24 protein-coding genes are annotated in these 25,104 nt (G+C 72.0%); 22 read left to right on the forward strand and 2 right to left on the reverse strand.

Annotation, left to right across the window (positions count from 1 at the left end; all coding sequences use genetic code 11):
- Positions 1-42: 42 nt before the first annotated feature.
- The gene (gene pknB / locus J1M46_RS02815; protein WP_342384242.1) at positions 43-1,965 is read right to left on the reverse strand and encodes a Stk1 family PASTA domain-containing Ser/Thr kinase; all 1,923 of its coding nucleotides are present in this window, start codon (positions 1,963-1,965) and stop codon (positions 43-45) included.
- 78 nt (positions 1,966-2,043) lie between these two features.
- Between pknB and J1M46_RS02820 the strand changes: the two genes are divergently transcribed.
- Positions 2,044-2,466: an Rv2175c family DNA-binding protein gene (locus J1M46_RS02820; protein ID WP_342384243.1), complete on the forward strand. Its 423-nt coding sequence runs from the start codon at positions 2,044-2,046 to the stop codon at positions 2,464-2,466.
- 182 nt (positions 2,467-2,648) lie between these two features.
- Positions 2,649-2,978 carry a GIY-YIG nuclease family protein gene (locus tag J1M46_RS02825; RefSeq protein ID WP_206446436.1) on the forward strand — a complete coding sequence of 110 codons (330 nt, stop codon included), beginning with the start codon at positions 2,649-2,651 and terminating at the stop codon, positions 2,976-2,978.
- Between the two features lie 118 nt (positions 2,979-3,096).
- On the opposite strand, the gene J1M46_RS02830 is transcribed toward J1M46_RS02825, so the two are convergent.
- Positions 3,097-4,209 (reverse strand): polyprenyl synthetase family protein, encoded by a 1,113-nt coding sequence (locus J1M46_RS02830; RefSeq protein ID WP_206446437.1) that lies wholly within the window; start codon positions 4,207-4,209, stop codon positions 3,097-3,099.
- Between the two features lie 86 nt (positions 4,210-4,295).
- Between J1M46_RS02830 and J1M46_RS02835 the strand changes: the two genes are divergently transcribed.
- The 20 genes from J1M46_RS02835 (at position 4,296) to J1M46_RS02930 (ending at position 25,075) form a co-directional block, all read left to right on the forward strand.
- Positions 4,296-4,673 (forward strand): DUF3040 domain-containing protein, encoded by a 378-nt coding sequence (locus tag J1M46_RS02835; RefSeq protein WP_206446438.1) that lies wholly within the window; start codon positions 4,296-4,298, stop codon positions 4,671-4,673.
- 347 nt (positions 4,674-5,020) lie between these two features.
- Positions 5,021-5,452, forward strand: coding sequence for a division/cell wall cluster transcriptional repressor MraZ (gene mraZ, locus J1M46_RS02840; protein ID WP_206446439.1), 432 nt, complete (start codon positions 5,021-5,023; stop codon positions 5,450-5,452).
- Between the two features lie 97 nt (positions 5,453-5,549).
- On the forward strand, positions 5,550-6,557 hold the full coding sequence (rsmH, locus tag J1M46_RS02845) for a 16S rRNA (cytosine(1402)-N(4))-methyltransferase RsmH (protein ID WP_206446440.1): 1,008 nt from the start codon (positions 5,550-5,552) through the stop codon (positions 6,555-6,557).
- On the forward strand, positions 6,554-7,324 hold the full coding sequence (locus tag J1M46_RS02850; RefSeq protein ID WP_206446441.1) for a hypothetical protein: 771 nt from the start codon (positions 6,554-6,556) through the stop codon (positions 7,322-7,324). The genes rsmH and J1M46_RS02850 overlap by 4 nt, the downstream gene beginning before the upstream one ends.
- A 95-nt stretch (positions 7,325-7,419) precedes the next feature.
- Complete coding sequence (locus tag J1M46_RS02855) at positions 7,420-9,213, forward strand: penicillin-binding transpeptidase domain-containing protein (protein WP_206446442.1); 1,794 nt, start codon at positions 7,420-7,422, stop codon at positions 9,211-9,213.
- A gap of 16 nt (positions 9,214-9,229) precedes the next feature.
- The gene (locus J1M46_RS02860; RefSeq protein ID WP_206446443.1) at positions 9,230-10,819 is read left to right on the forward strand and encodes a UDP-N-acetylmuramoyl-L-alanyl-D-glutamate--2,6-diaminopimelate ligase; all 1,590 of its coding nucleotides are present in this window, start codon (positions 9,230-9,232) and stop codon (positions 10,817-10,819) included.
- Positions 10,819-12,249, forward strand: a complete 1,431-nt coding sequence (locus J1M46_RS02865; RefSeq protein WP_206446444.1) for a UDP-N-acetylmuramoyl-tripeptide--D-alanyl-D-alanine ligase — start codon at positions 10,819-10,821, stop codon at positions 12,247-12,249. Before J1M46_RS02860 ends, J1M46_RS02865 begins: the two co-directional genes overlap by 1 nt.
- A complete protein-coding gene (mraY, locus tag J1M46_RS02870; RefSeq protein WP_206446445.1) occupies positions 12,249-13,340 on the forward strand; it encodes a phospho-N-acetylmuramoyl-pentapeptide-transferase in 1,092 nt (363 codons plus the stop codon). Before J1M46_RS02865 ends, mraY begins: the two co-directional genes overlap by 1 nt.
- A complete protein-coding gene (murD, locus tag J1M46_RS02875; RefSeq protein WP_206446446.1) occupies positions 13,337-14,848 on the forward strand; it encodes a UDP-N-acetylmuramoyl-L-alanine--D-glutamate ligase in 1,512 nt (503 codons plus the stop codon). Before mraY ends, murD begins: the two co-directional genes overlap by 4 nt.
- Entirely contained in the window at positions 14,814-16,064 is a 1,251-nt protein-coding gene (gene ftsW / locus J1M46_RS02880) for a putative lipid II flippase FtsW (protein WP_206446447.1), read from the forward strand. Before murD ends, ftsW begins: the two co-directional genes overlap by 35 nt.
- 2 nt (positions 16,065-16,066) lie before the next feature.
- Positions 16,067-17,158: a UDP-N-acetylglucosamine--N-acetylmuramyl-(pentapeptide) pyrophosphoryl-undecaprenol N-acetylglucosamine transferase gene (locus tag J1M46_RS02885; protein WP_206446448.1), complete on the forward strand. Its 1,092-nt coding sequence runs from the start codon at positions 16,067-16,069 to the stop codon at positions 17,156-17,158.
- Entirely contained in the window at positions 17,155-18,567 is a 1,413-nt protein-coding gene (murC, locus tag J1M46_RS02890; protein ID WP_206446449.1) for a UDP-N-acetylmuramate--L-alanine ligase, read from the forward strand. The genes J1M46_RS02885 and murC overlap by 4 nt, the downstream gene beginning before the upstream one ends.
- Positions 18,564-19,790 (forward strand): FtsQ-type POTRA domain-containing protein, encoded by a 1,227-nt coding sequence (locus J1M46_RS15720; protein WP_206446450.1) that lies wholly within the window; start codon positions 18,564-18,566, stop codon positions 19,788-19,790. Before murC ends, J1M46_RS15720 begins: the two co-directional genes overlap by 4 nt.
- A gap of 158 nt (positions 19,791-19,948) precedes the next feature.
- Positions 19,949-21,121 (forward strand): cell division protein FtsZ, encoded by a 1,173-nt coding sequence (ftsZ, locus tag J1M46_RS02900; RefSeq protein WP_342384245.1) that lies wholly within the window; start codon positions 19,949-19,951, stop codon positions 21,119-21,121.
- 7 nt (positions 21,122-21,128) lie between these two features.
- Positions 21,129-21,800 carry a YggS family pyridoxal phosphate-dependent enzyme gene (locus J1M46_RS02905; RefSeq protein WP_206446451.1) on the forward strand — a complete coding sequence of 224 codons (672 nt, stop codon included), beginning with the start codon at positions 21,129-21,131 and terminating at the stop codon, positions 21,798-21,800.
- 30 nt (positions 21,801-21,830) lie between these two features.
- Positions 21,831-22,301, forward strand: a complete 471-nt coding sequence (locus J1M46_RS02910) for a cell division protein SepF (RefSeq protein WP_206446452.1) — start codon at positions 21,831-21,833, stop codon at positions 22,299-22,301.
- Between the two features lie 3 nt (positions 22,302-22,304).
- Entirely contained in the window at positions 22,305-22,601 is a 297-nt protein-coding gene (locus J1M46_RS02915) for a YggT family protein (protein WP_206446453.1), read from the forward strand.
- An 88-nt stretch (positions 22,602-22,689) separates the two neighbouring features.
- The gene (locus J1M46_RS02920) at positions 22,690-23,478 is read left to right on the forward strand and encodes a DivIVA domain-containing protein (RefSeq protein ID WP_206446454.1); all 789 of its coding nucleotides are present in this window, start codon (positions 22,690-22,692) and stop codon (positions 23,476-23,478) included.
- Positions 23,479-23,549: 71 nt separating this feature from the next.
- A complete protein-coding gene (gene lspA, locus J1M46_RS02925; RefSeq protein ID WP_206446455.1) occupies positions 23,550-24,155 on the forward strand; it encodes a signal peptidase II in 606 nt (201 codons plus the stop codon).
- Positions 24,155-25,075, forward strand: coding sequence for an RluA family pseudouridine synthase (locus tag J1M46_RS02930; RefSeq protein ID WP_206446456.1), 921 nt, complete (start codon positions 24,155-24,157; stop codon positions 25,073-25,075). The genes lspA and J1M46_RS02930 overlap by 1 nt, the downstream gene beginning before the upstream one ends.
- The last annotated feature ends 29 nt before the right edge of the window (positions 25,076-25,104 follow it).

The raw sequence follows: 25,104 nt of genomic DNA on the forward strand, positions 1-25,104 counted from the left end.
GTCGCGCGGGGTGATGCGACGGATGCGCGGCGTCGCGCCGCGCTAGAAGGTCGCGTCGATCGTCACGGTCGTGCCGATCTCGACGGGGGTGCCGGCCTCGATGCTCTGCGAGAGGATCGAGGCGATGCCGGTGCCCCAGAGCGCCTCGGGAACGTTGGTCTGCAAGTCAGGCTCGAGCCTGGCCGCGCGGAGCAGGTCGAGGGCTTCCGGGATCGGCTTGCCCACCACATCCGGCACATCGACCATCTCGGGGCCGAGCGAGACGACGCCGGTGATGGTCGCGTCGCGACGCACCTCGCCCGCGGGGATGCCGACGCTGATGAGACGGCCCTGCGGCACCTCGGCAGAGTGCTGCTCGGTCGAGAAGTCGGCGACCAGCCCCACCTGCTGCAGGGCGGCCGCGGCCTCATCGGCCGGCTGGCCGGCGGCCGCCGGCACGGGCCCGAGCGAGACGCGCAGCGACACCGGCGTGCGCTCCTCGAGCGAATCGAGGTCGGTGAGCGAGGTGCCGTCGGGGTCTGCCGCGGCCAGCACCGTGCCGGCCTCGGCGCCGTCGAAGACCTCGTCGATCGGCTCGGCGACGACGAAGTCGGTCTCGAGCGCTGCCCGAGCGGCGTCGAGCTGCTGGCCGAGCACCTCCGGCACCTGCAGCTGACGGCGCCCGTCCGAGAGCACGAGCCGCACGATCTCGCCGTTGCCGATCACCGTGCCGGCGCTCGGCTCCGTGCGCAGCACGTGCCCGGCCGCCATGTCGTAGTCGGGCTCGCTCACCGTCTCCACGTCGACGTCGATGCGCTGCTCCGCGAGCGCCAGGCGCGCGTCGGCCTCGGCGACGCCCGCCACGTCGGGCACGGTCGCGCTGCCGCCGGGGCCGCCGTTGAACCACCAGCCGGCGCCGGCGGCGAGCAGCACGCCCAGCAGCACCAGCGCGAGCCAGAGGATGCCGCGTCGGCGGCGCAGGGTGACGCGTCGGGTGAGCGCGGTGGTCGCCCTGCCGTCGCCACCGTCGTGCACGACCTCGGGCTCGGTCACGATCGGCCTGCGCTGCTTCCTCGGCCGCTCGATGATCGTGGTCGAGCGCTCGTCCTCCGAGAGGAAGGGCAGCACGGTCGTCGGCGTGTCGATGCCGCGCTCCCGGATCGCGTGCAGCTCGGCGAGCATCTCTGCGGCGTCGGCGGGCCGCAGGTTCGGGTCGCGCTGGGTCGCCCAGTGCACGAGCGAGTCCAGCGCCTCGGGGATGCCCTGGGCGCTGCGCGACGGCAGCGGCACGTCGTCGTTCGCGTGCTGGTACGCGATCTGCATCGGCTCATCACCCGTGAACGGCTGGGTGCCGGTGAGCATCTCGAACAGCATGATGCCGACCGCGTAGATGTCGCTGCGGGTGTCGGCGATGCCGCGGGTGACGAGCTCGGGGGAGAGGTAGGCGATGGTGCCCAGCAGCGCCTTGCCGGTCGCGGTGTTCTGACTCGCGGCGCGAGCGAGCCCGAAGTCGCCGATCTTGATGCGGCCGTCGTGCGCCAGCAGGATGTTCTCAGGCTTGAGGTCGCGGTGCACGATGCCTGCGCGATGCGCGGCGGCGAGGCCTGCCAGCACCGCCTCGAGCACGTCCAGCGACTGCTCCGGCGTGATGCGGCCGCGCTCGGCGAGCAGGTCGCGCAGCGTGATGGAGGGCACGAGCTCCATCACGAGCCAGGCGAGGCCGCCGTCCTCGCCCTGGTCGTAGGTGTTGACGACGTTCGGGTGGGCGAGGCGGGCGGCAGCCTTCGCCTCCTGGATGAAGCGCTCCCGGAACTCCGGGTCGTCGCCCAGGTGCGGGTGCATGACCTTGACGGCGACCTTGCGGTCCAGCCGCAGGTCGAGCCCGGTGTAGACGCTCGCCATGCCGCCGCGCGCGATGCGATCGCCCACCTCGTACCGACGGTCGATCGTCCGTCCGATGACGGGATCGCGGGAGTCGACGGGCACGCAGTGAGGATAGGCGGTGCGGGCGCCGATCCCGGTGATCCACGCCGATCCGCGCGGGGTTCAGGGCATGATGGATGCGTGACGCACGACGCAGCGAACCCAGACACCGTGAATCCAGACACCGCGGCCCAGGCCCCGATCGCCGACGACGCACCGGCGGCCGACGCCGCGCCGCAGCAGCCCGAGTGGCTCACCGTGCCCGACCTGGTGGAGATCCTCGATGAACCGGTGGGACGCATCCACCGCCTGATCGAGGAGCATCGCCTGCCCGCGACGCGCAGGAACGGCCCCGTGCAGGTGCCGTCAGCGGTGCTGCGCGACGGCGAGCCGATGTCCGAGATCCGCGGCACGCTGCTCGTGCTGCTCGACCTGGGCTTCACTGAGGACGAGGCGCTCGACTGGCTGATCAACGACGACGACGCGCTCGGCACCACGCCCGTCGACGCGCTCCGCCAGGGGCGCAAGGCCGAGGTGCGCCGCGTCGCCCAGATGCAGGGCTGAGCCCTTCTCCGTCGCTGATCGAGTAGCGCGAAGCGCGTATCGAGATCACCCCGCGCGGTCGCTGATCGAGTAGCGCGAAGCGCGTATCGAGATCACACCGGCTGCCGTGGGCATCGAGGTCCCGATCCACAGCCACAGCAAGGCACGTCCGCGCTTCCGTCGTGCCATGGCATCCTCTGCCGATGCCTTGGGTCTACATCCTCCGCTGCCGCGACGGCTCGACGTACGTCGGGAGCACGCGTGACATCGACCGCCGGCTCGATCAGCATCAGCGCGGCCAGGGTGCCGCGTACACGCGCCGCCGGCTGCCGGTCGAACTCGCGTTCGCGCACTTCGACGAGTCAGTGGCTGCGGCGTTCGCGCTCGAGAAGCAGATCCAGGGATGGAGCCGGGCGAAGCGCGAGGCGCTCATCCGGGGCGACTTCCAGGCGATCGCTCGGGCTGCGAAGAAGCGCGATTGGGAGGGCTACCGTCGGCGACAGAGCGCACAGGAGCGCGGCGAGCCGGCTTGAGTTCGAGACGCGCTGCGCGCGCTCCACCGCCGGGGGCTGCGTGATCTCGATACGCGCTTCGCGCTACTCGATCACCGAGATCGGTGCGCCGCGTCGCCCAGATGCAGGGCTGAGCCGCTCAGCGGTCGCGCTTGGCGACCGTGTCGGCGAGCCGCTCGAGCTCGAGCACTGCCGAGCGCGAGAGCTCGCCCTCGTGCAGCGACTCGAGCGCCTCGCCGACCGCGCGGTCGATGAGCGCCTCGAGGCGCTGCGGCGCCTCCGAGCGCTGGATGGCGTCCTGCAGGATCGCGATCTGCCGCTCGTCGAGCTCGCGGTCGCCCAGCAGCTCGTCGAGCATCGTGCGCACGCCGGAGGAGAGCCGCTGGCGGGCGATCTCCACCAGCACCGTGCGCTTGCCCTCGCGCAGGTCGTCGCCGGCGGGCTTGCCCGTCACCTCCGGGTCGCCGAAGACGCCCAGCAGGTCGTCGCGCATCTGGAAGGCGACACCGACCGGCAGCCCGTAGCCGGCGAGCGCGTCGAGCTGCGCCTCGGATCCGCCGGCCAGCAGCGCGCCCAGCGTCAGCGGCGCCTCCACCGAGTACTTCGCCGACTTGTAGATCGCCACGGTGTGGGCGCGGTCGAGCAGCGTCGCGGGCTCCTGCCTGATCCACGCCGCCTCCTCGAGCACGTCGAGGTACTGCCCGAAGGTGACCTCCTCGCGCATGCGGCGGTAGGCGTCGTGCACCGCGTCGCCCTGCGCCGCCTGCCTGCATGCGCGCAGCATCCGGTCGTCCGCCCAGTTGAGCAGCAGATCGCCGGCCAGCAGCGCGGCGTGCTCGCCCCACGAGCCGGCGTCGCCGACCCACTCGCCGTCGCGGTGCAGCGCCTCGAGCGAGCGGTGCATCGACGGGCGGCCCCTGCGGGTGTCGGACTGGTCGATGATGTCGTCGTGCACGAGCGCCGCGGCGTGGAAGAGCTCGATGGCGGTGGCGACGCCCACCGCGTCTGCCCAGGCCGGGTCCTGCTCGGTGCCGGTGGTGTGGGATGCGTCGGGTCGCGCAGCCGTCACGGCATGCCAGCCCCAGAGCACGAAGGCGCTGCGCACGCGCTTGCCGCCGGAGACCATCTCACGCACCAGCCGGATGAGGGGCGTGGCGTCAGAGGCGAGCTCGGTGAGCGCCGCCTCCCGCTCGTCGAGGTACTGCTGGATCGACGCCTCGACGGCCTGGGCGAAGCGCTGCTGTGCTGACACAGGGTCCATGCTATTCAGCCACATGCGATTGACAGCCGGAGGCCGTAGACTGAACGTCCGCACCGGTTGAGCGAAAGGGGTGCGAGATGGGCCTCTCCGAGAACGAGCAGCGACTGCTCGACGAGATGGAGCGCAATCTCTACAAGCACGAGGCTGACATCGTCAGCACCTCTGCCGGGCCCCGCACGGTCAACTACACCAAGGTCGCCGTCGGTGTGCTCGGTGTCGTCGTCGGGCTGGTGCTCGTGATCGTCGGCGTGAGTGCCAAGCTCCTGCTCATCGGGGTCGCCGGCTTCGCCGTCGCGGTCGTCGGTGCGCTCTGGGCGCTCTCGGCCTCGAGGCCCGCAACGGGCGATGAGGTCGCGGCGAAGCGCGCCGCTGGGCAGGGCCCCGCTGCCCCGAAGCAGGCGCCGAGCCTGATGGATCGCCTCGCGCAGGAGTGGGACGACCGCAACCAGCGGTAGCCGCTCCACTCCGCTCCACACACCTCAGCACGCAGGGCCGACTCGCAAGAGTCGGCCCTTTCTCTGTTGCCTGCGCGCGGCCGAGATGTGCACGCCCGCGCGTGCAGAGCGCCCGCACTGCGGGTCGGCGTGCCCGCCGGCGTGCTCGCGGCGTGCACATCTCAGCGTCGGCACCGATGCATCGCGCCGCCTTCGCTCCAGAACCCTCCACCGCATCCGCTCAATGAATTATTGAGAACACGCCGTTCTGCATGGCGAATCCTCAGCGATTGTGGTGCGAAGTGGAGTAGTGTGGAGGAAGTCGGCAGACGCTGGCGGATCTCGCAGGCCGGACGAGAGGGGGCGATGTGTTCCTCGGCACCCACACGCCCAAGCTCGACGACAAGGGCCGCGTGATCCTCCCCGCCAAGTTCCGGCAGGAGCTCGAGGGCGGCCTCGTGCTCACGCGCGGCCAGGAGCGCTGCATCTACGTCTTCTCGAGAGCTGAGTTCGAACGAGTGCACGACCAGATCCGTCAGGCGCCGCTCACCTCCGCTGGTGCGCGCGACTTCCTGCGCCTCTTCCTCTCGGGCGCCTCAAACGAGCAGGCCGACAGCCAGCACCGCCTCACGATCCCGCCGAACCTGCGCGAGTACGCCGGCCTCGGCCGCGAGCTGACCGTCATCGGCGCCGGCACCCGCGCCGAGATCTGGGACACCGCAGCCTGGAACGAGTACTACGCGGCCAAGGAGGCCGACTTCGCCTCGACGACGGAGGAGGTGATCCCCGGCATCTTCTGACCCGGCTCGTGACCCTCAACTGGGCGCCGCGACACACCTTCCCCGGTGTCGCGTCGCGCGGATGGGGATCAGGAGCCGGGACGGAGCAGGGAACGACATGGACGCATCCGCCCTCCACACCCCGGTCATGCTCGAGCGCACCCTCGCGCTGCTCGCGCCCGCGATCGAGGCAGCTGTCGCTGCCGGTCGCACGCCGCTCGTCATCGACGGCACGCTCGGCATGGGCGGCCACACGGAGGCGATGCTCGCGGCGCACCCGACGCTCGTCGTCGCCGGCATCGACCGCGACCCCGACGCCATCCGGCTCGCGGGGGAGCGCCTCGCACCGTTCGGCGAGCGCTTCATCCCCGTGCAGACGACCTATGACCGCATCGACGAGGCACTTGAGGCGGCCGGTGCCGACGCTGCCGACGGCATCCTGCTCGACCTGGGCGTCTCGAGCCTGCAGCTCGACGCCGCCGACCGCGGCTTCGCCTACGCGAAGGACGCTCCGCTCGACATGCGCATGGGGCAGGCGGGCGACGTGACCGCCGCCACGATCCTCGCCGAGCGCAGCGACCGGGAGCTCTCGCGGCTGTTCAAGGTGTACGGCGACGAGAAGCTCGCCGACCGCTACGCCCGCGCGATCGTCGCGGCCCGTGCCGTCTCGCCCATCGAGACCTCGGCGCAGCTCGTCGACATCCTGCAGGCGGCGACGCCGCGGGCGCTCGCCAACCAGGGCCACCCCGCCAAGCGCGTCTTCCAGGCGCTGCGCATCGAGGTCAACCAGGAGCTCGCGATCCTCGAGCGCACGATGCCTGCCGCGATCGACGCGCTCGCCGTCGGCGGCCGCCTGGTCGTGCTGGCCTACCAGTCGCTCGAGGACCGCATCGTCAAGCGCGCGCTGCAGGCCGCCGCCGCATCCACCACGCCCCGCGACCTGCCGGTCGAGCTGCCCGAGCACGCGCCGCACCTGCGGCTGCTGGTGCGCGGTGCCGAGCTCGCCGATGAGGCAGAGCGCGCCGCCAACCCGCGTTCCACGCCCGTCCGCCTGCGCGCGGCCGAGCGCATCCGACCCCTCACCTTCACACCCGCGACCAGCCCCAGCAGGGGGGAGCAGCCATGAGCAACGCCGCCATCGCCAGCATCCACGTCGACCCCTCCGGTGTCGATCAGCACGGTGTCGATCAGCACGGTGTCGATCACCGCGTCGATCCCGGTCTCGCTCCCGATCCCCGCCGGCACCTGCGGGCGCTGCCCACGCCCAGCGTGCGACGCGCACCGCGGCTCGTGCACGGCGTGCTCGCCCTCGCCGGCCTCGCGGGCATCGTCGCGGCGCAGCTCGGCCTGACGGTCGTGATCAGCGAAGGCGCCTACACGCTCAACGCCCTCGGCGGCGAGTCGAGCGCGCTGGCCCGCACCGAGCAGGCGCTGGGGGAGGACGTCGCGGTGCTCGCCTCGCCGCAGCACGTCGCAGTCGCCGCCGACGAGCTCGGCATGCTCGCCGGGCAGCCCTCGCAGTTCCTGACCCTCTCGGGCACGGCGACCGCCGGCGGCCCCGACGCGCTGCACATGCAGGTGCCGGCACTCGACCGCTTCGGCATGTACGTGCCCAATGCGCTGCTGCAGACGCAGCCACAGACCGCCGCAGCCGTCGCGCAGGTGCGCGAGGAGATCGCGCCCTACCCGGGCATGCTACTGCCGGCCGGCGAGGGTGCTCCCGCAGCGGCAGCTGATGACGCGGCCGCCGCAGCGACGACCGAGTCCGGTGACGGCGCCGCAGCGACGACCGAGTCCGGTGACGGCGCCGCAGCGACGGCCGAGACGGGCGCGGCGGCTGACGCTGCGCAGCCCGCGCCCGGCACACTGCTGCCGGCGACTGCGGGCGAGTGAGGGCGTGGCGACGTGGCTGAGATGCCACCCGCCGATACCGTGCTGACGACCCCGGACAGAGACGACCCTCGCGCACGCGAGAGAAGGCAGCGGAGGTGACAGTGGCGGCCAAGCGCAAGCGCTCCCGCACCGGCATGCGGACGGCGATGGTGGCCATCCTCACCTTCGCGCTGCTGGCGACCTTCGTGGTGCGGCTGGCCGACATCCAGCTCGTGCGCGCCGAGGCGCTCAATGCCGAGGCGGATGGGCGACGTGGCGTCTCCCAGACGCTCTTCGGCACGCGCGGTCCGATCGTCGACGCCGCCGGCACCGTGCTCGCCGAGAGCGTCGACCGCTGGGATCTCACGGTCTCGCCGCAGTACACGCGCGACCTCCAGCCGGGCATCGACGCGGTCGACGAGGCGCTCACGGTCGGCGACGCCCTCGTGCAGATCGGCGGCATCACCGGCGACGACCCGCGCGACCTGCAGGCGATGATCTACGCCGAGCTCGAGCGCAACCCCGACTCCGACTACCTGATGCTCACCGACGGGCTCGACGCGCGGCAGTACGACGCGGTGCGCGACCTCGGCATCCCCTGGGTGTACCTGCGGCTGAACCCTCAGCGCGTGTACCCGGCGGGCTCCGTCGCCGGCAACCTGGTGGGCTTCATGGGCCAGTCCGAGGCGCTCGCCGGCATCGAGCGCAGCCAGGATTCCTGCCTCGCCGCGGATTCGGGCGAGCGCACCTTCGACCGCTCGGCCGATGGCACGCCCATCCCGGGCTCTATGGTCACCGACCCCGCAGTCGACGGCGGCTCGGTGCAGCTGACGATCGACGCCGACGTGCAGTACCAGGTGCAGCAGCTGACCGCCCAGTACACCTCGCAGCTGCGCGCCCGCAGCGGCACCAGCATCATCATGCGCACCGATGGCACCGTGGTGGCGATCGCCGAGTCGCCGACAGTCGACCCGAACGATCCGACCGCCGCCGCGCAGCGCGACCGCGGCTCGCGTGCCTTCACCGCGGCCTACGAGCCGGGCTCGATCTTCAAGACCTTCTCCTGGGCGGCCATGCTCGACCTCGGGCTCATCGAGCGCACGCAGGAGATGAGCGTGCCGTGGACCTACAGCGGGCAGGGCACCCGCGTGCGCGACGCGCAATCGCACGGCGTCGAGCAGTGGACCGCCGCCGGCATCCTGGTGAACTCGTCGAACGTCGGCATGGTCGAGCTCGGACAGCAGCTCGACCGCGACGACTTCACCGACTACCTCGACCGCTTCGGCTTCGGCGAGCAGACCGCAGTCGGCTTCGCCGGCGAGCAGGATGTCGCGTTGCGCGACCTCGGTGCGCTCGACCCCCAGACCCAGCTCAACGTGCTCTTCGGGCAGGGCATCGCGGCGACTCCCATCCAGCTCGCCTCGGCCTACCAGGCGATGGGCAACGGCGGCGTGCACCTGCCGGTGCAGCTGATCGCCGGCTGCACCGATGCCGAGGGCGAGGTGACCGCGCCGGAGCTGCCCGAGGGGGAGCGCGTCGTCAGCGAGGCCACGGCGCGATCCACCCTCGAGGTGCTCGAGCACGTCGTCACCGACTACGGCTACGAGACCTTCCCCATCGAGGGCTATCGCATCGCCGCGAAGACCGGCACGGCGCAGATGGCCTATGCCGACGGCTCGGGCTACGACCCCAACCGCATGATGATCTCGGTGGCCGGAGTCTTCCCCGTCGACGACCCGCAGTTCGTGGTGCTGACGATGTTCGACAGCCCGCAGACCATCCGCACCAGTGGCGGGGCCATCCCGGCCTTTCACGATATGGTGAACCTCCTGATCCGCCAATACGACATCCCTCCGAGCACGACGCCAGCGTCGAACGTTCCGCTGGAATGGACGGCGGATCAGCCCTGAGCACAGTGAGGAGAGGATGTCCGTGGCGGGCGTGACCCCGAGGATCCTGCGACCGGAGCATCCCGCACCGCGGCCCCTCGCCGGCCTGGTCGACGAGTTCGACCTGGATGTCGACGCCGACCTCGTTGGGCTCGAGGTGACCGGCATCACCAACGACTCCTCCGACGTGCAGCCCGGCGACCTGTTCGCCGCGCTGCCAGGGGCGAGCCGGCACGGCGCGGAGTTCGCCGTCGGCGCGCTCGAGCGCGGCGCGGTCGCGGTCGTCACCGATGCGGCCGGCGCGGCGCTGCTGCAGACCGACGCGCCCGTGATCGTCATCGACGAGCCGCGTGCGGCGCTGGGCGAGATCGCAGCCTGGGTCTACCGCACGGGGGAGCAGCCGCCCAAGCTGTTCGGCATCACCGGCACGAACGGCAAGACCTCCACGTCCTTCATGCTCGAGGGCCTGCTCGCCGACCTGGGCTTCGTCACCGGGCTCTCGACCACGGCCGAGCGGCACGTCGCCGAGACGGTCGTCACCTCGAAGCTCACCACGCCCGAGGCGAGCGAGCTGCACGCGCTGCTCGCCCGCATGAAGGAGGTCGGCGTGCGCGCCGCGGTGCTCGAGGTGAGCGCCCAGGCGATCGAGCGCCATCGCGTCGACGGCGTGCTCTTCGACGTCGTCGCCTTCACGAACCTCAGCCACGACCACCTCGACGACTACGGCTCCATGGAGGCGTACTTCGACGTGAAGCTCGAGCTGTTCACGCCCGACCGCGCCATGCGCGGCGTCGTGTGCGTCGACACCGACTGGGGCGCGCGCGTCGCCGAGCGCAGCCGCATCCCCGTCACCACCGTCTCGAGCGACCCAGAGCGCCCCGCGGACTGGCGCGTCGACATCTGGGAGGAGACGCCGGTCTCCACCTCCTTCACACTCACCGGCATCGATGGCGGCGCGATCGAGGTGCAGGTGCCCTTCATCGGCAGGCACATGGCGGTCGACGCCGCGATCGCCATCCTCATGCTGGTCGAGGACGGCTTCGAGGTCGAGGCGATCGCCGAGGCCATCGACCGCGGCATGCGCCCGACGCTGCCCGGCCGCATCGAGCGCGTCTCCGGGCAGGAGGGCCCCGCCGTCTTCGTCGACTACGGCCACAGCCCGGATGCCTTCGAGCAGACCCTCATCGCGCTGCGCCGCGTCACCGAGGGCAGGCTCATCATGGTCTTCGGCGCCGATGGCGATCGCGACGCCACCAAGCGCGCCGACATGGGCCGCATCGCCGCGGAGCTCGCGGACGCCGTGGTCGTGACCGACTTCAACCCGCGCACCGAGGATGCCGCGAGCATCCGCGCCCAGGTGCTCGAGGGCGCACGCGCCGTCCCGGGCGAGACCCGCATCATCGAGTCCTCGCCGGAGGAGGCCGCCATCCGCGAGGCGCTCGCGCTCGCGGGGCCAGGCGACACCGTGCTGTGGGCGGGCCCGGGCGATGCCGACTATCGCGACGTCGCGGGCGTGCGTGAGCCCTTCGTCGCCCGCGACGAGGCGAAGCTCGCGCTGCATGAGGCGGGCTGGCCGGTCGACCTCGACAAGCGCCGCGACGGGGACAAGCGCAGGGACGAGCGCTGATGCTGCCGATGCGCGCGAGCGAGATCGCCGCAGCCGTCGGCGGCACCCTGCGCGGTGACGATGTGACGGTCACCGGCTCGGTGGAGACGGACTCGCGGCTCGTGAGCGCCGGCGGGGTCTTCTTCGCCATGCCGGGGGAGGAGACCGACGGCCATCGCTTCATCGACGCGGCCGTCGCCGCCGGCGCCGCCCTGGTGGTGGCCGAGCGCGCCCTCGAGCAGGACGTGCCGCACGTGCTCGTGCCGGCGGGCGTGGAGGCGCTCGGCGCGCTGGCCGCCGAGGTCATCCGCCGCGTGCGCGAGGCGGGAGAGCTGACCGTGGTCGGCGTGACCGGCTCGAACGGCAAGACCACCACGAAGAACATGCTGCAGGCGATCCTCGAGCAGCACGGGCCGACGGTGACGCCCGTCAAGTCGTTCAACAACGAGGTGGGCGCCCCGATGACGATGCTGCGCATCGACGCGTCGACGCGCTATCTGGTGCTGGAGATGGGCGCGAGCGTCGAGGGCGACATCGAGCGGCTGACCGCCATGTCGCACCCGGATGTCGGGGTCGTGCTCAAGGTCGGGCTCGCGCACGCCGGCGAGTTCGGCGGCATCGAGACCACCACGCGCGCGAAGACCGAGATGGTGCGCGACCTGGACGAGGCCGGCGTCGCGGTGCTCAATCGCGACGACGAGCGCGTCCGGGGCATGGCGGATGCGACGCGTGCGCAGGTGCGCTGGTTCGGCACCGATGCCGGCCCGGCTACGTCGCCGACGCGGCTGTGGGCCGACGAGGTCGACTCGACGCTCGAGGGCACCGTCGCCACGATCCACCGCGCCGCCGACACCGGTGCAGATGGCGCCCCAGCCGAGTCGTGGCCGCTGCAGATGCGCATCCTCGGAGAGCACCACGTGATGAACGCGCTCGCCGCGCTCACGGTCGCCGACGCGCTGGGTCTGCCGCTCGAGCCGGCCGTCCAGGTGCTGGCGACGATGGAGCGCGCCGAGCGCGGCCGCATGGAGCTGCTCGAGCCCGGCGGCGGCATCACCGTCATCAACGACGCCTACAACGCCAGCCCCGACTCGACCGCGGCGGCGCTGCGCGCGCTCGCCCACATGACGCGGCAGGCGGGTCGCCGCTCGATCGCCGTGCTGGGCGAGATGGCAGAGCTCGGGCCGCACGCGGTCGAGGAGCACGATCGGCTCGGGCGCCAGGCGGTGCGGCTGCGCATCGACAGGCTGGTGGTCGTCGGCACCGGGGCGAAGGCCATCCACGACGCCGCAGAGCTCGAGTCGTCCTTCGGTCAGGAGACGACCTTCGTCGAGACCGCCGCCGAGGCGGAGGCGCTGCTGCGCAGCGAGCTGGTCTCCGGCGATGTCGTACTGTTCAAGTCGTCGAACGTGTCGGGGCTGCAGGCCCTGGCCGAACGGATCGGGGGCCCCTGATGCTCGTGCTGCTGGCATCCGCGGCCATCGCGCTGCTCGTCTCCCTGCTGGCGACCCCGCTGTTCATCCGCGGCTTCGCCCGCATCGGCTGGGGCCAGTTCATCCGCGACGACGGCCCGCAGTCCCACCACGTCAAGCGCGGCACGCCCACCATGGGCGGCCTCATCTTCATCGTCGCCACGCTGATCGGCTACTTCGGCGGCAAGCTGCTCGGGCAGGAGCTGCCCACGCAGCCCGCGCTGCTCATCCTGCTGCTGATGGTGGGCATGGGCGCGGTCGGGTTCCTGGACGACTTCCTGAAGATCTCGAACCAGCGCTCGCTCGGCCTCGGCGGCTGGGCGAAGGTCGCCGGCCAGGTCGTCGTCTCGGTGCTCTTCGGCGTGCTGGCGATCACCATGCTGTACCACGACGGCGACCGCACGATCGTCGACCCGGTGATCTCCGGCGTCCGCGACATCCCGTGGCTCGACCTCACCGGCTGGGGGGCGATCGGCGGCATCGTCTTCGTGCTCTGGATCCTGGTCATGAACGTCTCCGCGTCGAACGCCGTGAACGTCACCGACGGCCTCGACGGCCTCGCGACCGGCTCCGTGATCATCGCCACCGTCGGCTACGCGTTCATCGCCTTCTGGCAGTTCAACCAGTCCTGCTTCACGGCGCAGCCCGGTCCCGGCTGCTACGACGTGCTGCAGCCGCTCGACGTCGCCACGCTCGCGGCGACGCTGGTCGGCGCGCTCATCGGCTTCCTCTGGTGGAACACCAGCCCGGCCCAGATCTTCATGGGCGACGTCGGCTCGCTCGCCCTCGGCGGCGCGCTCGCCGGCTTCGCCATCATGACCGACACGCAGCTGCTGCTCATCCTCATCGCCGGCCTGCCCATCATCGTCACCGGCTCGGTCATCATCCAGCGCGCCTACTTCAAGGCCACGGGCGGCAAGCGCGTGTTCCTGATGACCCCGCTGCACCACCACTTCGAGCTGAAGGGCTGGGCAGAGGTGACGATCGTCGTGCGCTTCTGGATCCTCGGCGGCCTGTTCGTGGCCGCCGGCATCGGCCTGTTCTACTTCGAGTGGGCGCTGCAGGGCCTATGACGCGGCTCGACTCCCTGAGTTCCTGGCATGCCGACTGGAGCGGACTGCGCGTCGCGGTGCTCGGCCTGGGCGTCACGGGCTTCGCCGCAGCCGACACGCTCGCCGAGCTGGGCGCATCCGTCACCGTCGTCGCCGAGCGCGTCGACGACGAGCGCCGCACGATCCTCGGCGTGCTCGAGGTGCCGATCGTCGACGCCGGGCGTGACCAGCTGCCGGCGGCGCTCACCGAGGCGGAGGTGGTCATCGCCTCGCCCGGCCTGCGCCCCGATCACCCGTGGCTGCTCGCGGCCGCTGAGCGCGGCATCGCGATCTGGGGCGACATCGAGCTCGCCTGGCGGGTGCGCGACAAGGTCGAGGCCGCCGAGTGGATCCTGATCACCGGCACCAACGGCAAGACCACCACCACCCAGCTCACCGCGCACATGCTGCGCGAGGCGGGCCTCCGCGTCGCGCCGGTGGGCAACATCGGCACTCCGGTGCTCGATGCCGTGCGCGACCCGGCGGGCTTCGACGTGCTCGTGGTCGAGCTCTCGAGCTTCCAGCTGCACACGCTGCCCGCGCAGGGCCCAGGCGCCCTCTGGCCCCACTCCGCCGCGGTGCTCAACATCGACGACGACCACCTCGACTGGCACGGGTCGGCGGATGCGTACAGGGCGGCCAAGGCGAAGGCGTACGGCAACGCTCGGGTCGCGGCCGTCTACAGCGTCGACGATCCCGTCACGATGCGGATGGTCGAGGAGGCAGAGGTGGTCGAGGGCTGCCGCGCCATCGGCTTCTCGCTCGGCGTGCCGGGCCGCAGCGACTTCGGTCTGGTCGAGGACGTGCTGGTCGACCGCGCCTTCCTCGATGCCCGTCACGCGCAGGCGCTCGAGCTCGCGACCCTCGCCGACCTCGAGCCGGCCGGGCTGCGCTCGCCCCACATGACGCGCAACGTGCTCGCGGCAGCGGCGCTCGCCCGAGCCTCCGGCGCCTCGCCCGCCCAGGTGCGGGACGCCATCCGCTCCTTCACCCTCGACCGGCACCGCACCGAGCTGGTCGCCGAGCTGGGCGGCGTGCGCTTCGTCGACGACTCGAAGGCCACCAACCCGCATGCCGCCGAGGGCAGCCTGAGCGCGTTCGACAAGGTGGTGTGGATCGTGGGCGGCCTGTTCAAGGGCGCCGACGTCGCGCCGCTGGTCGAACGGCACCGGCAGCGCATCGTCGCGGTGGTGGCGATCGGCGTCGACCGGCAGCCCGTGCGCGAGGCGTTCGCGCGACACGCGCCGCACATCCCGCTCGTGGAGGTCGACACGGCGGACACTGTCTCCGTGATGCGACTGGCCGTCGAGGCAGCCGCGGAGCACGCCGCGCCCGGCATCACGGTCCTGCTGGCGCCGGCGGCGGCATCCATGGACCAGTTCACCGACTACGCGGAGCGCGGCGACCGGTTCGCCGAGGCAGTGCGAGCCATCAGAGAGCGAGAAGGGAGAGCCCATGGCGACGACGGCGGCTCCCTTCGGGGCGACTGAGGGCGGCCGCGTCGAGCGGATGGGCCGGCGCGCGCTGGTGCGCGTGCGCTCGATCTTCGGCGCCCCGACGCTCAACGCGGCGCTGCTGACCGGCACCACGCTCTTCCTGGTGGTCTTCGGCCTGGTCATGGTGCTCTCGTCCTCCTCGGTCGAGAGCTACGTCGCGGGCGGCTCGTTCTTCACCGACTTCGTCAAGCAGGCGGCCTTCGCCTCCATCGGCGTGGTGGTCATGCTCGTCGCGGCACGCCTGCCGGCCGCCACCTGGCAGCGGGTCGCCTGGATCGGCATCCTGCTCGGCATCGCACTGCAGGTGCTGGTGTTCACGCCGCTCGGCTTCGGCGCGAACGGCAACCGCAACTGGATCGGCGTCGGCGGCTTCTCGCTGCAGCCGAGCGAGTTCGTCAAGGTCGCCCTGTGCGTGTGGCTGGCCATGATCATGACCCGCAAGCAGAAGCGGCTCGACAGCTTCTGGCAGGTGTGGATCCCCGCCGCGCCCGTCGCGGGCCTCTCGATCGGCCTGGTGCTGCTGGGCAGCGACCTCGGCACCGTGGTGATCATGGTGGCGCTCTCGTTCGGCGCGCTGTGGTTCGCGGGCGTCAAGTGGTGGCACCTGCTGCTGCCGGTCGCCGCGCTGGTGGTGCTGGCGGTGCCGGTGGTGCTCTCGAGCGCCTCGCGCGTGCGCCGCATCACGGCGTTCCTGCAGGGCTGCACCGACGCCGACTACTACTCCGGCTGCTGGCAGCAGCTGCACGGCACCTGGGCGCTCTCGGCCGGCGGCCTGTTCGGTGTCGGGCTCGGCAACTCGCGCGCCAAGTGGAACTGGCTGCCCGAGGCCGACAACGACTACATCTTCGCCATCATCGGCGAGGAGCTCGGCCTGCTCGGCGCCGTCGTCGTGCTCGCCCTGTTCGCGCTGCTGGCGTGGACGCTGCTGCGCATCGTGCGGCAGGCGAGGCTGCAGATGACCCGCGTCGTCACCGGTGCCGCCATGGTGTGGCTGGTGGGCCAGGCGCTCGTCAACATCGGCGTCGTGCTCGGCCTGCTGCCGGTGCTCGGCGTGCCGTTGCCGTTCATCTCCTCCGGCGGCTCGCAGCTGATCGCCGCGCTGCTGATCGTCGGCGTCGTCCTCTCGCTCGAGCGGGTCGACAACCCCAGGGCGCGCGGCGAGGAGCTCACCGTCTCGCGCGTGCGGCCCCGCGCCGCGGCGAGGGTCTGAGCATGCGCGTCCTGCTCGCCGGAGGCGGCACCGCCGGCCACGTCAACCCGCTGCTGGCGACCGCGCAGCGGCTGCGCGAGCGCCATCCCGACGCCGAGCTCACGGTGCTCGGCACCGCCGAGGGGCTCGAGCGCGAGCTCGTGCCGCGCGCGGGCCTCGAGCTCGTCACGATCGAGAAGCTGCCGTTCCCGCGCAGGCCCGATGCCGCCGCGCTGCGCTTCCCCGTCCGCTGGCGGAAGGCCGTGGGGGAGGTGCGCGCGCTCATCCGCGATCGCGGCATCGACGTCGTCGTCGGCTTCGGCGGCTACGCCTCCGCCCCCGCCTATCGGGCGGCGCGCCTCGAGCGGGTGCCGATCGTCATCCATGAGGCGAACGCGAAGCCGGGCATGGCCAACGTGCTCGGTGCCCGCTGGACCGACTTCGTCGGGCTGTCGTACCGCTCGACGACGCTCGCGGGCGAGTTCGTCGGCATGCCGCTGCGGGGCGAGATCGCCGGCCTCGCCCGCACTGGTCTAGCGGGTACGGGGGTGCGCGAGGAGGCGATCGCCGAGCTCGGCCTCGAGACCGACCGGCCGACGCTGCTCGTCACCGGCGGCTCGCAGGGCGCGCGCTCGATCAACCGCACGATCGTCGCCGCCGCCGAGCAGATCGTCGCGGCCGGCTGGCAGATCCTGCACCTCTCCGGCGGCCGGCAGACCGGCTTCGTGCCTGCCAGCACCGACCACTACGTCGCGATCGAGTACCTCGACCGCATGCACCTCGCGCTCGCCGCCGCCGACCTGGTCGTGTGCCGCGCCGGCAGCCTGACCGTCTCCGAGCTGATGGCCGTCGGCCTGCCCGCCGTCTACGTGCCGCTGCCCTACGGCAACGGCGAGCAGGGCATGAACGCGGCCGACCAGGTCTCCGCTGGTGGCGCACTGCTGGTCGCCGACAGCGAGTTCACGGCAGAATGGGTGCGCACCAGGCTCGTGCCGCTGCTGCGGGATGCCGATCGGCTCGCCGAGATGGCCAGCGCGGGGGCCGGGGCCGGCGACGGCAGCGACCGCATGTGCGAACTCATCGAGCGGGCCGCAGCCACGAGGAGGCAGTCGTGATCGAACCGGACTTCACCCAGCAGATCCCCGAGACGATCGAGCGCGTCCACTTCATCGGCATCGGCGGCTCCGGCATGTCCGGCATCGCCCACATGATGCTCGACGGCGGGCTCGCCGTGTCGGGTTCCGACCGCTCCGGGTCCGGCACCGTCGACCGCCTGGTCGAGCGCGGCGCGAGGGTCGCGATCGGCCACGACGCGGCGAACATCGCGCTCGATGAGGCGCGCCCGGATGCGGTGGTCGTCACGAGCGCGCTCTGGCCGGACAACCCCGAGCTGCTGGCGGCTCGCGAGCACGGCATCCCGGTGCTGCACCGCTCGCAGGCGCTGCACGTGCTCGCCCGCGGCAAGCGCGTGGTCGCGGTCGGCGGCGCGCACGGCAAGACCACCACCACCGGCATGCTCGTCGTCGGCCTGCACGGGCTCGGCGTCGACACCGGCTTCGTCAACGGCGGCGTGATCGCCGGGCTCGACGCCTCGAGCGGCCACGGCACCTCCGACATGTTCGTGCTGGAGGCGGATGAGTCGGACGGCTCGTTCCTGCTCTACGACGTCGCGGTCGCCCTGATCACGAACGTCGACACCGACCACCTCGACCACTACGGCACGCCGGAGGCCTTCGACGCGGCGTTCGCCGAGTTCGCCAACCGCGCGAGCGAGGCGGTCGTGATCTCCGCCGACGACGCCGGCGCGCAGCGGGTGCGCGGCATGATCGACCACCGTCGCGTGGTGACCTTCGGCGAGGCCGAGGGCGCCGACGTGCGCATCCTCGAGATCCGCACGGGGGTGAGCGCCGCCTGCACGCTGGAGATCGCCGGCGAGCGCGTCGAGCTCGAGGTCGGGGTGCCCGGCAGCCACAACGCGGTCAACGCCGCCGGTGCCCTGGCGACCCTGCTCGCGCTGGGCTTCGCGCCCGCCGAGGCGGCACACGCGCTCGCCGGCTTCCGCGGCACGGGCCGCCGCTTCGAGCTGCACGGCGAGCGCCGCGGCGTGCGCGTCTACGACGACTACGCGCATCACCCCGCCGAGGTGGACGCCGCGCTGACCGCAGCGCGCACCGTCATCGGAGAGGGCCGCATCATCGCCATCCACCAGCCGCATCTGTTCACCCGCACGCGCGACATGGCAGGCGAGTTCGCCGCCGTCTACGAGCGCGTCGCAGACCACACCGTGGTGCTCGACGTCTTCGGCGCCCGCGAGGATCCGATCCCCGGTGTCACCGGCGCGCTGGTCGCCGAGCGCTTCGAGCACAGCTCAGAGGTCGACTTCCTGCCCGACTGGCAGCGCGCCGCCGAGCGGGCCGCCGAGCTCGCCGAAGCGGGCGACATCATCGTCACGCTCTCCTGCGGCGACGTGTATCGCATCATCCCGCAGGTGCTCTCGGCGCTCGAGGATGGCGACGACGCGTGAGGCGCCCCGACGGGTTCGAACGACCGCTCGGGCAGCCGGCTGAGGATGCTGCCGCGCACGACGAGCGCGGCGCGGAGCACAGCGTCGCTGCCGAGGTGCGCGAGGTCATCCGCCTCGATGCGCTGCGCCGCCGCCGCGACGAGGCGCGACGGTCGGCGGCGGAGGCCGACTGGGAGCGGCAGGCCCGCCCGGAGCCCCGCCGCTGGGCGCTGAGCGCCTACGCCGACCTGGACGAGGATGCTGTCGCCGAGGACGCGCGTGCCACGTCGGGGGCGCAGGGCGACGCCGGGGGAGCCGAGCAGGGCGACGCCGCGGCTGCGGCCGGCCGGGCCGCCGAGGGCGACAGCGATGCGCAGCGTGGCTCCCACGCGCAGCGCGTCGACCGCGCGTGGCGGAAGGCGCAGCGCGAGCAGCGGCGCCTCGACCGTGCAGAGGTGGACGACGCCAAGCGCGAGGCGAAGGCGGCCAAGCGTGCCCGCGCGCGCAAGGAGCGCGCGGAGGTGCGCCGCTTCACGGCCACCCGTCGCCGGCAGCTGCGCGTCGCGCTCATCACCGCCGGCGGGCTGGGCCTCGCGCTGGCGCTGCTCGTGGCGCTGGTCTGGTCGCCGCTGATGGCCGTGCGCGAGGTGCAGGTCGAGGGCGCGGAGCGCATCGAGCCGGAAGCCGTGCAGGCGGCGCTCGCCGACCAGCTGGGCGAGCCGATCGCCACCGTCACCGAGGCCGGTGTCGCCGAGCGGCTGCAGGCGATCCCGCAGATCGAGTCGTTCCGCCTCGACGTGGTGCCGCCGTCGACCGTCATCGTGCGGCTCGTCGAACGACGGCCGGTCGCGATCATCGAGACGGATGCGGGTGCCACGGTCATCGACGCGGCCGGCGTCGCGCTCGGCCGGGTCGACGACACCACCGCGGCGCTGCCGCGGCTCGATGGCGTCGAGGTCGGGAGCGAGCAGTTCGAGGCCGTCGCGACCGTGCTGGTGTCCGTCCCCGCGGAGGTGCTCGAGGCCACCGAGAGCATCGCGGCACCGACGCCCTCCGACATCCGGCTGACGCTCGCGACCGGCCAGACGGTGGAGTGGGGCGGCGCCGAGCAGAGCCCGCTGAAGGCCGACGTGGTGGCCGCGCTGATGGCGACGCAGGACCCCGCCGCCGCCGCCGAGCTCGACGTGCGAGCACCGGAGCACCCGGTCGTGCGGGGCGCGTCGGCCGCCGCCGAAGCCCCGTAGAACCTGACGAATCTTTTTCTTGTCGTTCCCGCGCACGACACGCCCCGTCGCTCCCGCATTCGCACGCCCGACGCCCGTACCGTCAGTGACGTCAGCATGAAGTGAGGAATTCTCTAAACTTCAACTAGAGGTTGAGAGTTCGATCGAGGGGCCGGAACGTGACTTCCAACAACAACTACCTCGCCGTCATCAAGGTGGTCGGCGTGGGCGGTGGCGGCGTGAACGCCGTGAACCGCATGAACGAGCTCGGCCTGCGAGGGGTCGAGTTCATCGCCATCAACACGGACGCGCAGGCGCTGCTGCTCAGCGACGCGGACGTCAAGCTCGACGTGGGCCGCGAGCTCACCAAGGGTCTCGGCGCAGGTGCCGACCCCGAGGTGGGCAGGCGCGCAGCCGAGGACCACGCGGAGGAGATCGAGGAGGCGCTCGCCGGCGCCGACATGGTCTTCGTCACCGCCGGTGAGGGCGGCGGCACGGGCACCGGCGGGGCGCCGGTCGTCGCGCGCATCGCCAAGAGCCTCGGCGCGCTCACCGTCGGCGTCGTGACCAAGCCGTTCTCGTTCGAGGGCAAGCGCCGCCAGGCGCAGGCCGAGGCGGGCGTCGAGGCGCTCAAGAACGAGGTCGACACGCTCATCGTGGTGCCGAACGACCGTCTGCTCGAGATCAGTGACATGGGCATCTCGATGGTCGAGGCCTTCGAGACCGCCGACCAGGTGCTGCTCGCCGGTGTGCAGGGCATCACCGACCTGATCACCACGCCGGGCCTGATCAACGTCGACTTCGCCGACGTGAAGTCGGTGATGCAGGGTGCGGGCAGCGCGCTGATGGGCATCGGCTCGTCACGTGGCGCCGACCGGGCGATCAAGGCAGCCGAGCTCGCGGTCGCGAGCCCGCTGCTGGAGGCGAAGATCGATGGTGCGCACGGCGTGCTGCTGTCGATCCAGGCCGGCAGCAACCTCGGCATCCACGAGACCTACGACGCGGCGAAGCTCGTGCAGGAGGCCGTGCACCCGGAGGCGAACATCATCTTCGGCACGGTCATCGACGACACCCTCGGCGACGAGGTGCGCGTCACCGTCATCGCCGCCGGCTTCGACGGCGCCGGTCCGGTCGCGAAGGAGGACGACTCCGTCATCCGCACCGCAGCGCGGGAGGACATGGGCCTGCGCGCCTCGACGCCCAGCGCTCCCGCGGCGCCGCGCACCGAGGAGCCGGCCGAGCGCCGCGCGGTGCCCGCACCGCCGGTGGCCGACCACCTCACCGGACCCGTGCAGCCGCTGACCCAGGTGGACGAGGAGGAGGACGAGTTCCTCCCCGACTTCCTGCGCTGACACGCCCATGACCGTCGCCCCTGCGCGCCTGGCCGCCTTCCGCGAGGATCTCGAGCAGGCGCGCCAGGCGCGCGACGTCACGGTGGTCGTCGTCACGAAGTTCCACCCGGCAGCGCTCGTGCGCGAGCTCGCCGCCGCGGGTCACCGCGACTTCGGCGAGAACCGGCATCCCGAGGCGCGGGACAAGGCCGTCGGGCTCGCGGGGCTCGGCCTCACCTGGCACTTCCTCGGCCAGCTGCAGCGCAAGAAGGCGCGCCAGGTCGCCGCCTATGCCGACGTGCTGCACTCGATCGACTCGATCGAGCTCGTCGAGACGCTCGAGGGCGGTGCATCGCCGCACGAGCGGCCTGTCCGCGACGCGCTCGTGCAGGTCAACCTGACCGACGACCCGGGCCGCGGCGGCGTCGAGCCGGCCAGTCTCGAGGCGCTGGCGGAGCGCGTCGCCGCCTCGCCGGCGCTGCGCCTGCGCGGCGTGATGGCCGTCGCGCCGCTCGACGAGGAGCCCGGCCGCGCGTTCGAGCGCCTCGCGACGCACGCCGAGCGCGTGCGGCGACTGGACGCATCCGCCGACTGGATCTCTGCAGGCATGAGCGCCGACTGGCGCGAGGCCCTGCAGCACGGCGCGACACACCTGCGAATCGGCACCGCAATCACGGGAAACCGCCCCGCCGGCGGATAGCGTGAACCCACGCCACGAGGAGGATCCAGCATGAGCAACGCACTGAAGAAGGCGGCGATCTACTTCGGCTTCGCCGAGGAGGATGAGCTGACCCAGGAGGTCCGCCCCGTCGAGCGGGCCGAGGAGCACGACCGTGCCCCCCAGCCGCAGCCGCGCGAGCGCGTCGAGGAGCCGCGCCGCGCGCCCGTCACCAAGCTCCGCGCGAGCCAGAAGGTCAACGACATGAGCGAGATCCTCACGGTGCACCCGCGCCAGTACAAGGACGCCAAGCCGATCGCGGAGGCATTCCGCGACGGCACGCCCGTCATCATCAACCTGTCGCAGATGACCGATGGTGACGCACGTCGGCTGATCGACTTCTCCGCCGGCCTCACGCAGGGCCTGGAGGGGCGCATCGAGCGCGTCACCACCAAGGTCTACCTGCTCACCCCCGAGCACATCGCCGTCTCCGGTGGTCGCGGCATCGACGAGGACGCGGACTCGGCCGTCTTCGCGCACTGACGCGTGGAGATCGTCTCGATCGTCGCCTGGGTCGTCCACACCGCGCTGCTGGTCTCGTTCTACGTCCTCTGGGCGCGGATCATCCTCGACTTCGTCCGGCAGCTGCGGCACGACTGGCGCCCGCAGGGATTCTGGCTCCTGGTCTCCGTCTGGCTCATGCGGCTGACCGATCCTCCGCTGCGCTTCGTGCGCCGCTTCGTGAAGCCGGTGCGGATCGGCGGCGCGATGCTCGACATCGCGATGCTCGTGCTGCTGCTGGCACTGCTGCTGGCGATGACGATCGTCGGGCCGCTGCGTTGACGCTACGATCATCGGAACGCGCCCGCGGGCAGGTACAGTAAATCTGCGCAGCCTGCCGAAGGCCGCGAGTTGACCAGAAAGGCACGCCATGGCACTGACTCCTGACGACGTCGTCCACAAGCGCTTCGAGACGACGCGCTTCCGGGACGGCTACGACCAGGACGAGGTCGACGACTTCCTCGATGAGGTCGTCACAGAGCTGCGTCGGCTGACCGAGGAGAACGAGAGCCTCCGCAGCGAGAACGAGCAGCTCAAGTCCGGTGCCGGCGCTGCCGCTCCTGTGGAGGGCGATGCCGAGGCCGTCGCGCGGCCCGACGCAGCAGAGCTCGAGAGCCTGCGTGCCGAGAACGAGCGCCTCACGAAGGAGCTCGCCGACCGCGATGCCGCCGCTGAGCGCGCAGCCGCCGAGGCTGCTGCAGCCCCGGAGCAGGTCGCCGCCGAGACCGAGGTCGCGCAGACCGACGCCGAGGAGGCCCCCGAGGCGCAGGCCGCGCCCATCGCTGACGCGGCGCCCGCCGAGGCGGCTGCCACCCCCGCATCCACCAACGCCGACGGCCTGCTGGCGCTCGCACAGCGCGTCCACGACGAGCACGTCGCCGAGGGCGAGCGCAAGCGCGACGAGCTGATCGCCGCCGCAGAGACCTCCGCCCAGGAGATCGAGGACGCCGCCGAGCAGCGCAAGGCGACGCTCCAGCAGGAGTTCGACGACAAGAAGGCCAAGCTCGACGAGCAGAAGGCCGGCCTCGAGGCCAAGATCGACGAGCTCAAGAGCTTCGAGCGCGACTACCGCCTCAAGCTGCGCGGCTACATCGAGAGCCAGCTGCGCGACCTCGATCGCTCCTCCTCGCTCGCCTTCGGCGGGCAGGGCGGCAACTGAGCCGCTCGGTGGCCACCGGCTCCGCGACGGACGACAGCGCTGCGGCGGTTCCGAGACGCACGCCCTGGCGGATGCTGGGGCTCGTCTTCGGGACCGCCGTCGTCGCGTGGGCGGTCGACTTCCTGACCAAGGAGTGGGTGCTCGCCTCGATGACCGAGGGCGAGCAGCGGCCGGTGCTCGGTGAGCTGCTGCAGTGGCACTTCGTGCGCAACCCCGGCGCCGCCTTCTCCCTCGCCGCGGGCTCCACCTGGATCTTCACGATCCTCGCCTCCGCCGTGGTGATCGTCATCCTCACGCAGTTGCGACGCATCCGCTCGCTCTGGTGGGCGGCCGCCCTCGGCGGTCTGCTCGGCGGTACGCTCGGCAACCTCACCGACCGGCTGACGCGAGAGCCGGGGATCTTCGTCGGGCACGTCATCGACTTCATCCAGGTGTGGGGCTTCCCGGCGATCTTCAACGTCGCCGACATCTTCGTGGTCGGCTCGATGATCGGCGTGGTGCTGCTCGTGCTGGCCAACATCGGCCTGGACGGCGTGCGCCGCACGGACGAGCCGAAGCGCGCCGTGGTCGACGCCGATCCCGACGCGACGCAGCCGCTCGACCCGGAGGACCGGCCCGACGGCTCGAGCGACCGACGCGGCGACCGACCCGGCGACCGACCGGGCGACCGGCACTGATGGAGACCCGCTTCCTGCAGGTGCCCCCCGGCCTCGACGGCGCACGGGCGGATGCGGGGCTCGCCAAGCTGCTCGGCCTCTCCCGCACCGCGGTGGTCGGGATGCTCGAGGCAGGCGGCGCCCAGCAGGACGGCGAGGTGCTGCAGAAGTCGGACCGCCTGCGCGGGGACGCCTGGCTCGACCTCAGCTGGCAGCCGCGCCAGGAGCCGACGATCGTCGCGACGCCGGTGCCAGATCTGGGTATCGTGCACGACGACGAGGACATCGTCGTGGTCGACAAGCCCGCGGGCGTCGCCGCGCACCCCTCGATGGGCTGGCAGGGGCCGACCGTCGTCGGCGCGCTCGCCGCCGCCGGCTTCCAGATCGCCACCTCGGGCGCCGCCGAGAGGCAGGGCGTCGTGCACCGCCTCGACGCCGGCACGAGCGGCCTGATGGTGGTCGCGAAGAGCGAGATCGCCTACACGCGGCTGAAGGCCGCCTTCCACGACCGCGAGGTCTCGAAGATCTACCACGCCGCCGTGCAGGGGCACCCGGATCCGTTCGCCGGCACCATCGACGCCCCGGTCGGCCGGCACCCGAACCACGAGTGGCGCTTCGCCGTCGTCTCGAGCGGCAAGCATGCGATCACCCACTACGAGACCCTCGAGGCGTACCGGGGCGGCAGCCTGCTCGAGATCGAGCTCGAGACGGGCCGCACCCACCAGATCCGTGTGCACATGGCGGCCAGGAGGCATCCGTGCCTGGGCGACGCGATGTACGGCGCGGACCCCACGATCTCGGCGAGGCTCGGGCTGAGTCGCCAGTGGCTGCACGCCATGCGGCTGGGGTTCCGGCACCCCGCGACGGGGGAGCAGGTGCAGTTCGAGTCGAGCTACCCGGCCGCGCTCGCGCACGCGCTCGAGCTGCTGCGCGAGGAGTAGGAGCACCGGCCTGTCGGGTGGGCGCCTCG

Source organism: Agrococcus sp. KRD186 (assembly GCF_017168255.1).
Classification (GTDB): domain Bacteria; phylum Actinomycetota; class Actinomycetes; order Actinomycetales; family Microbacteriaceae; genus Agrococcus.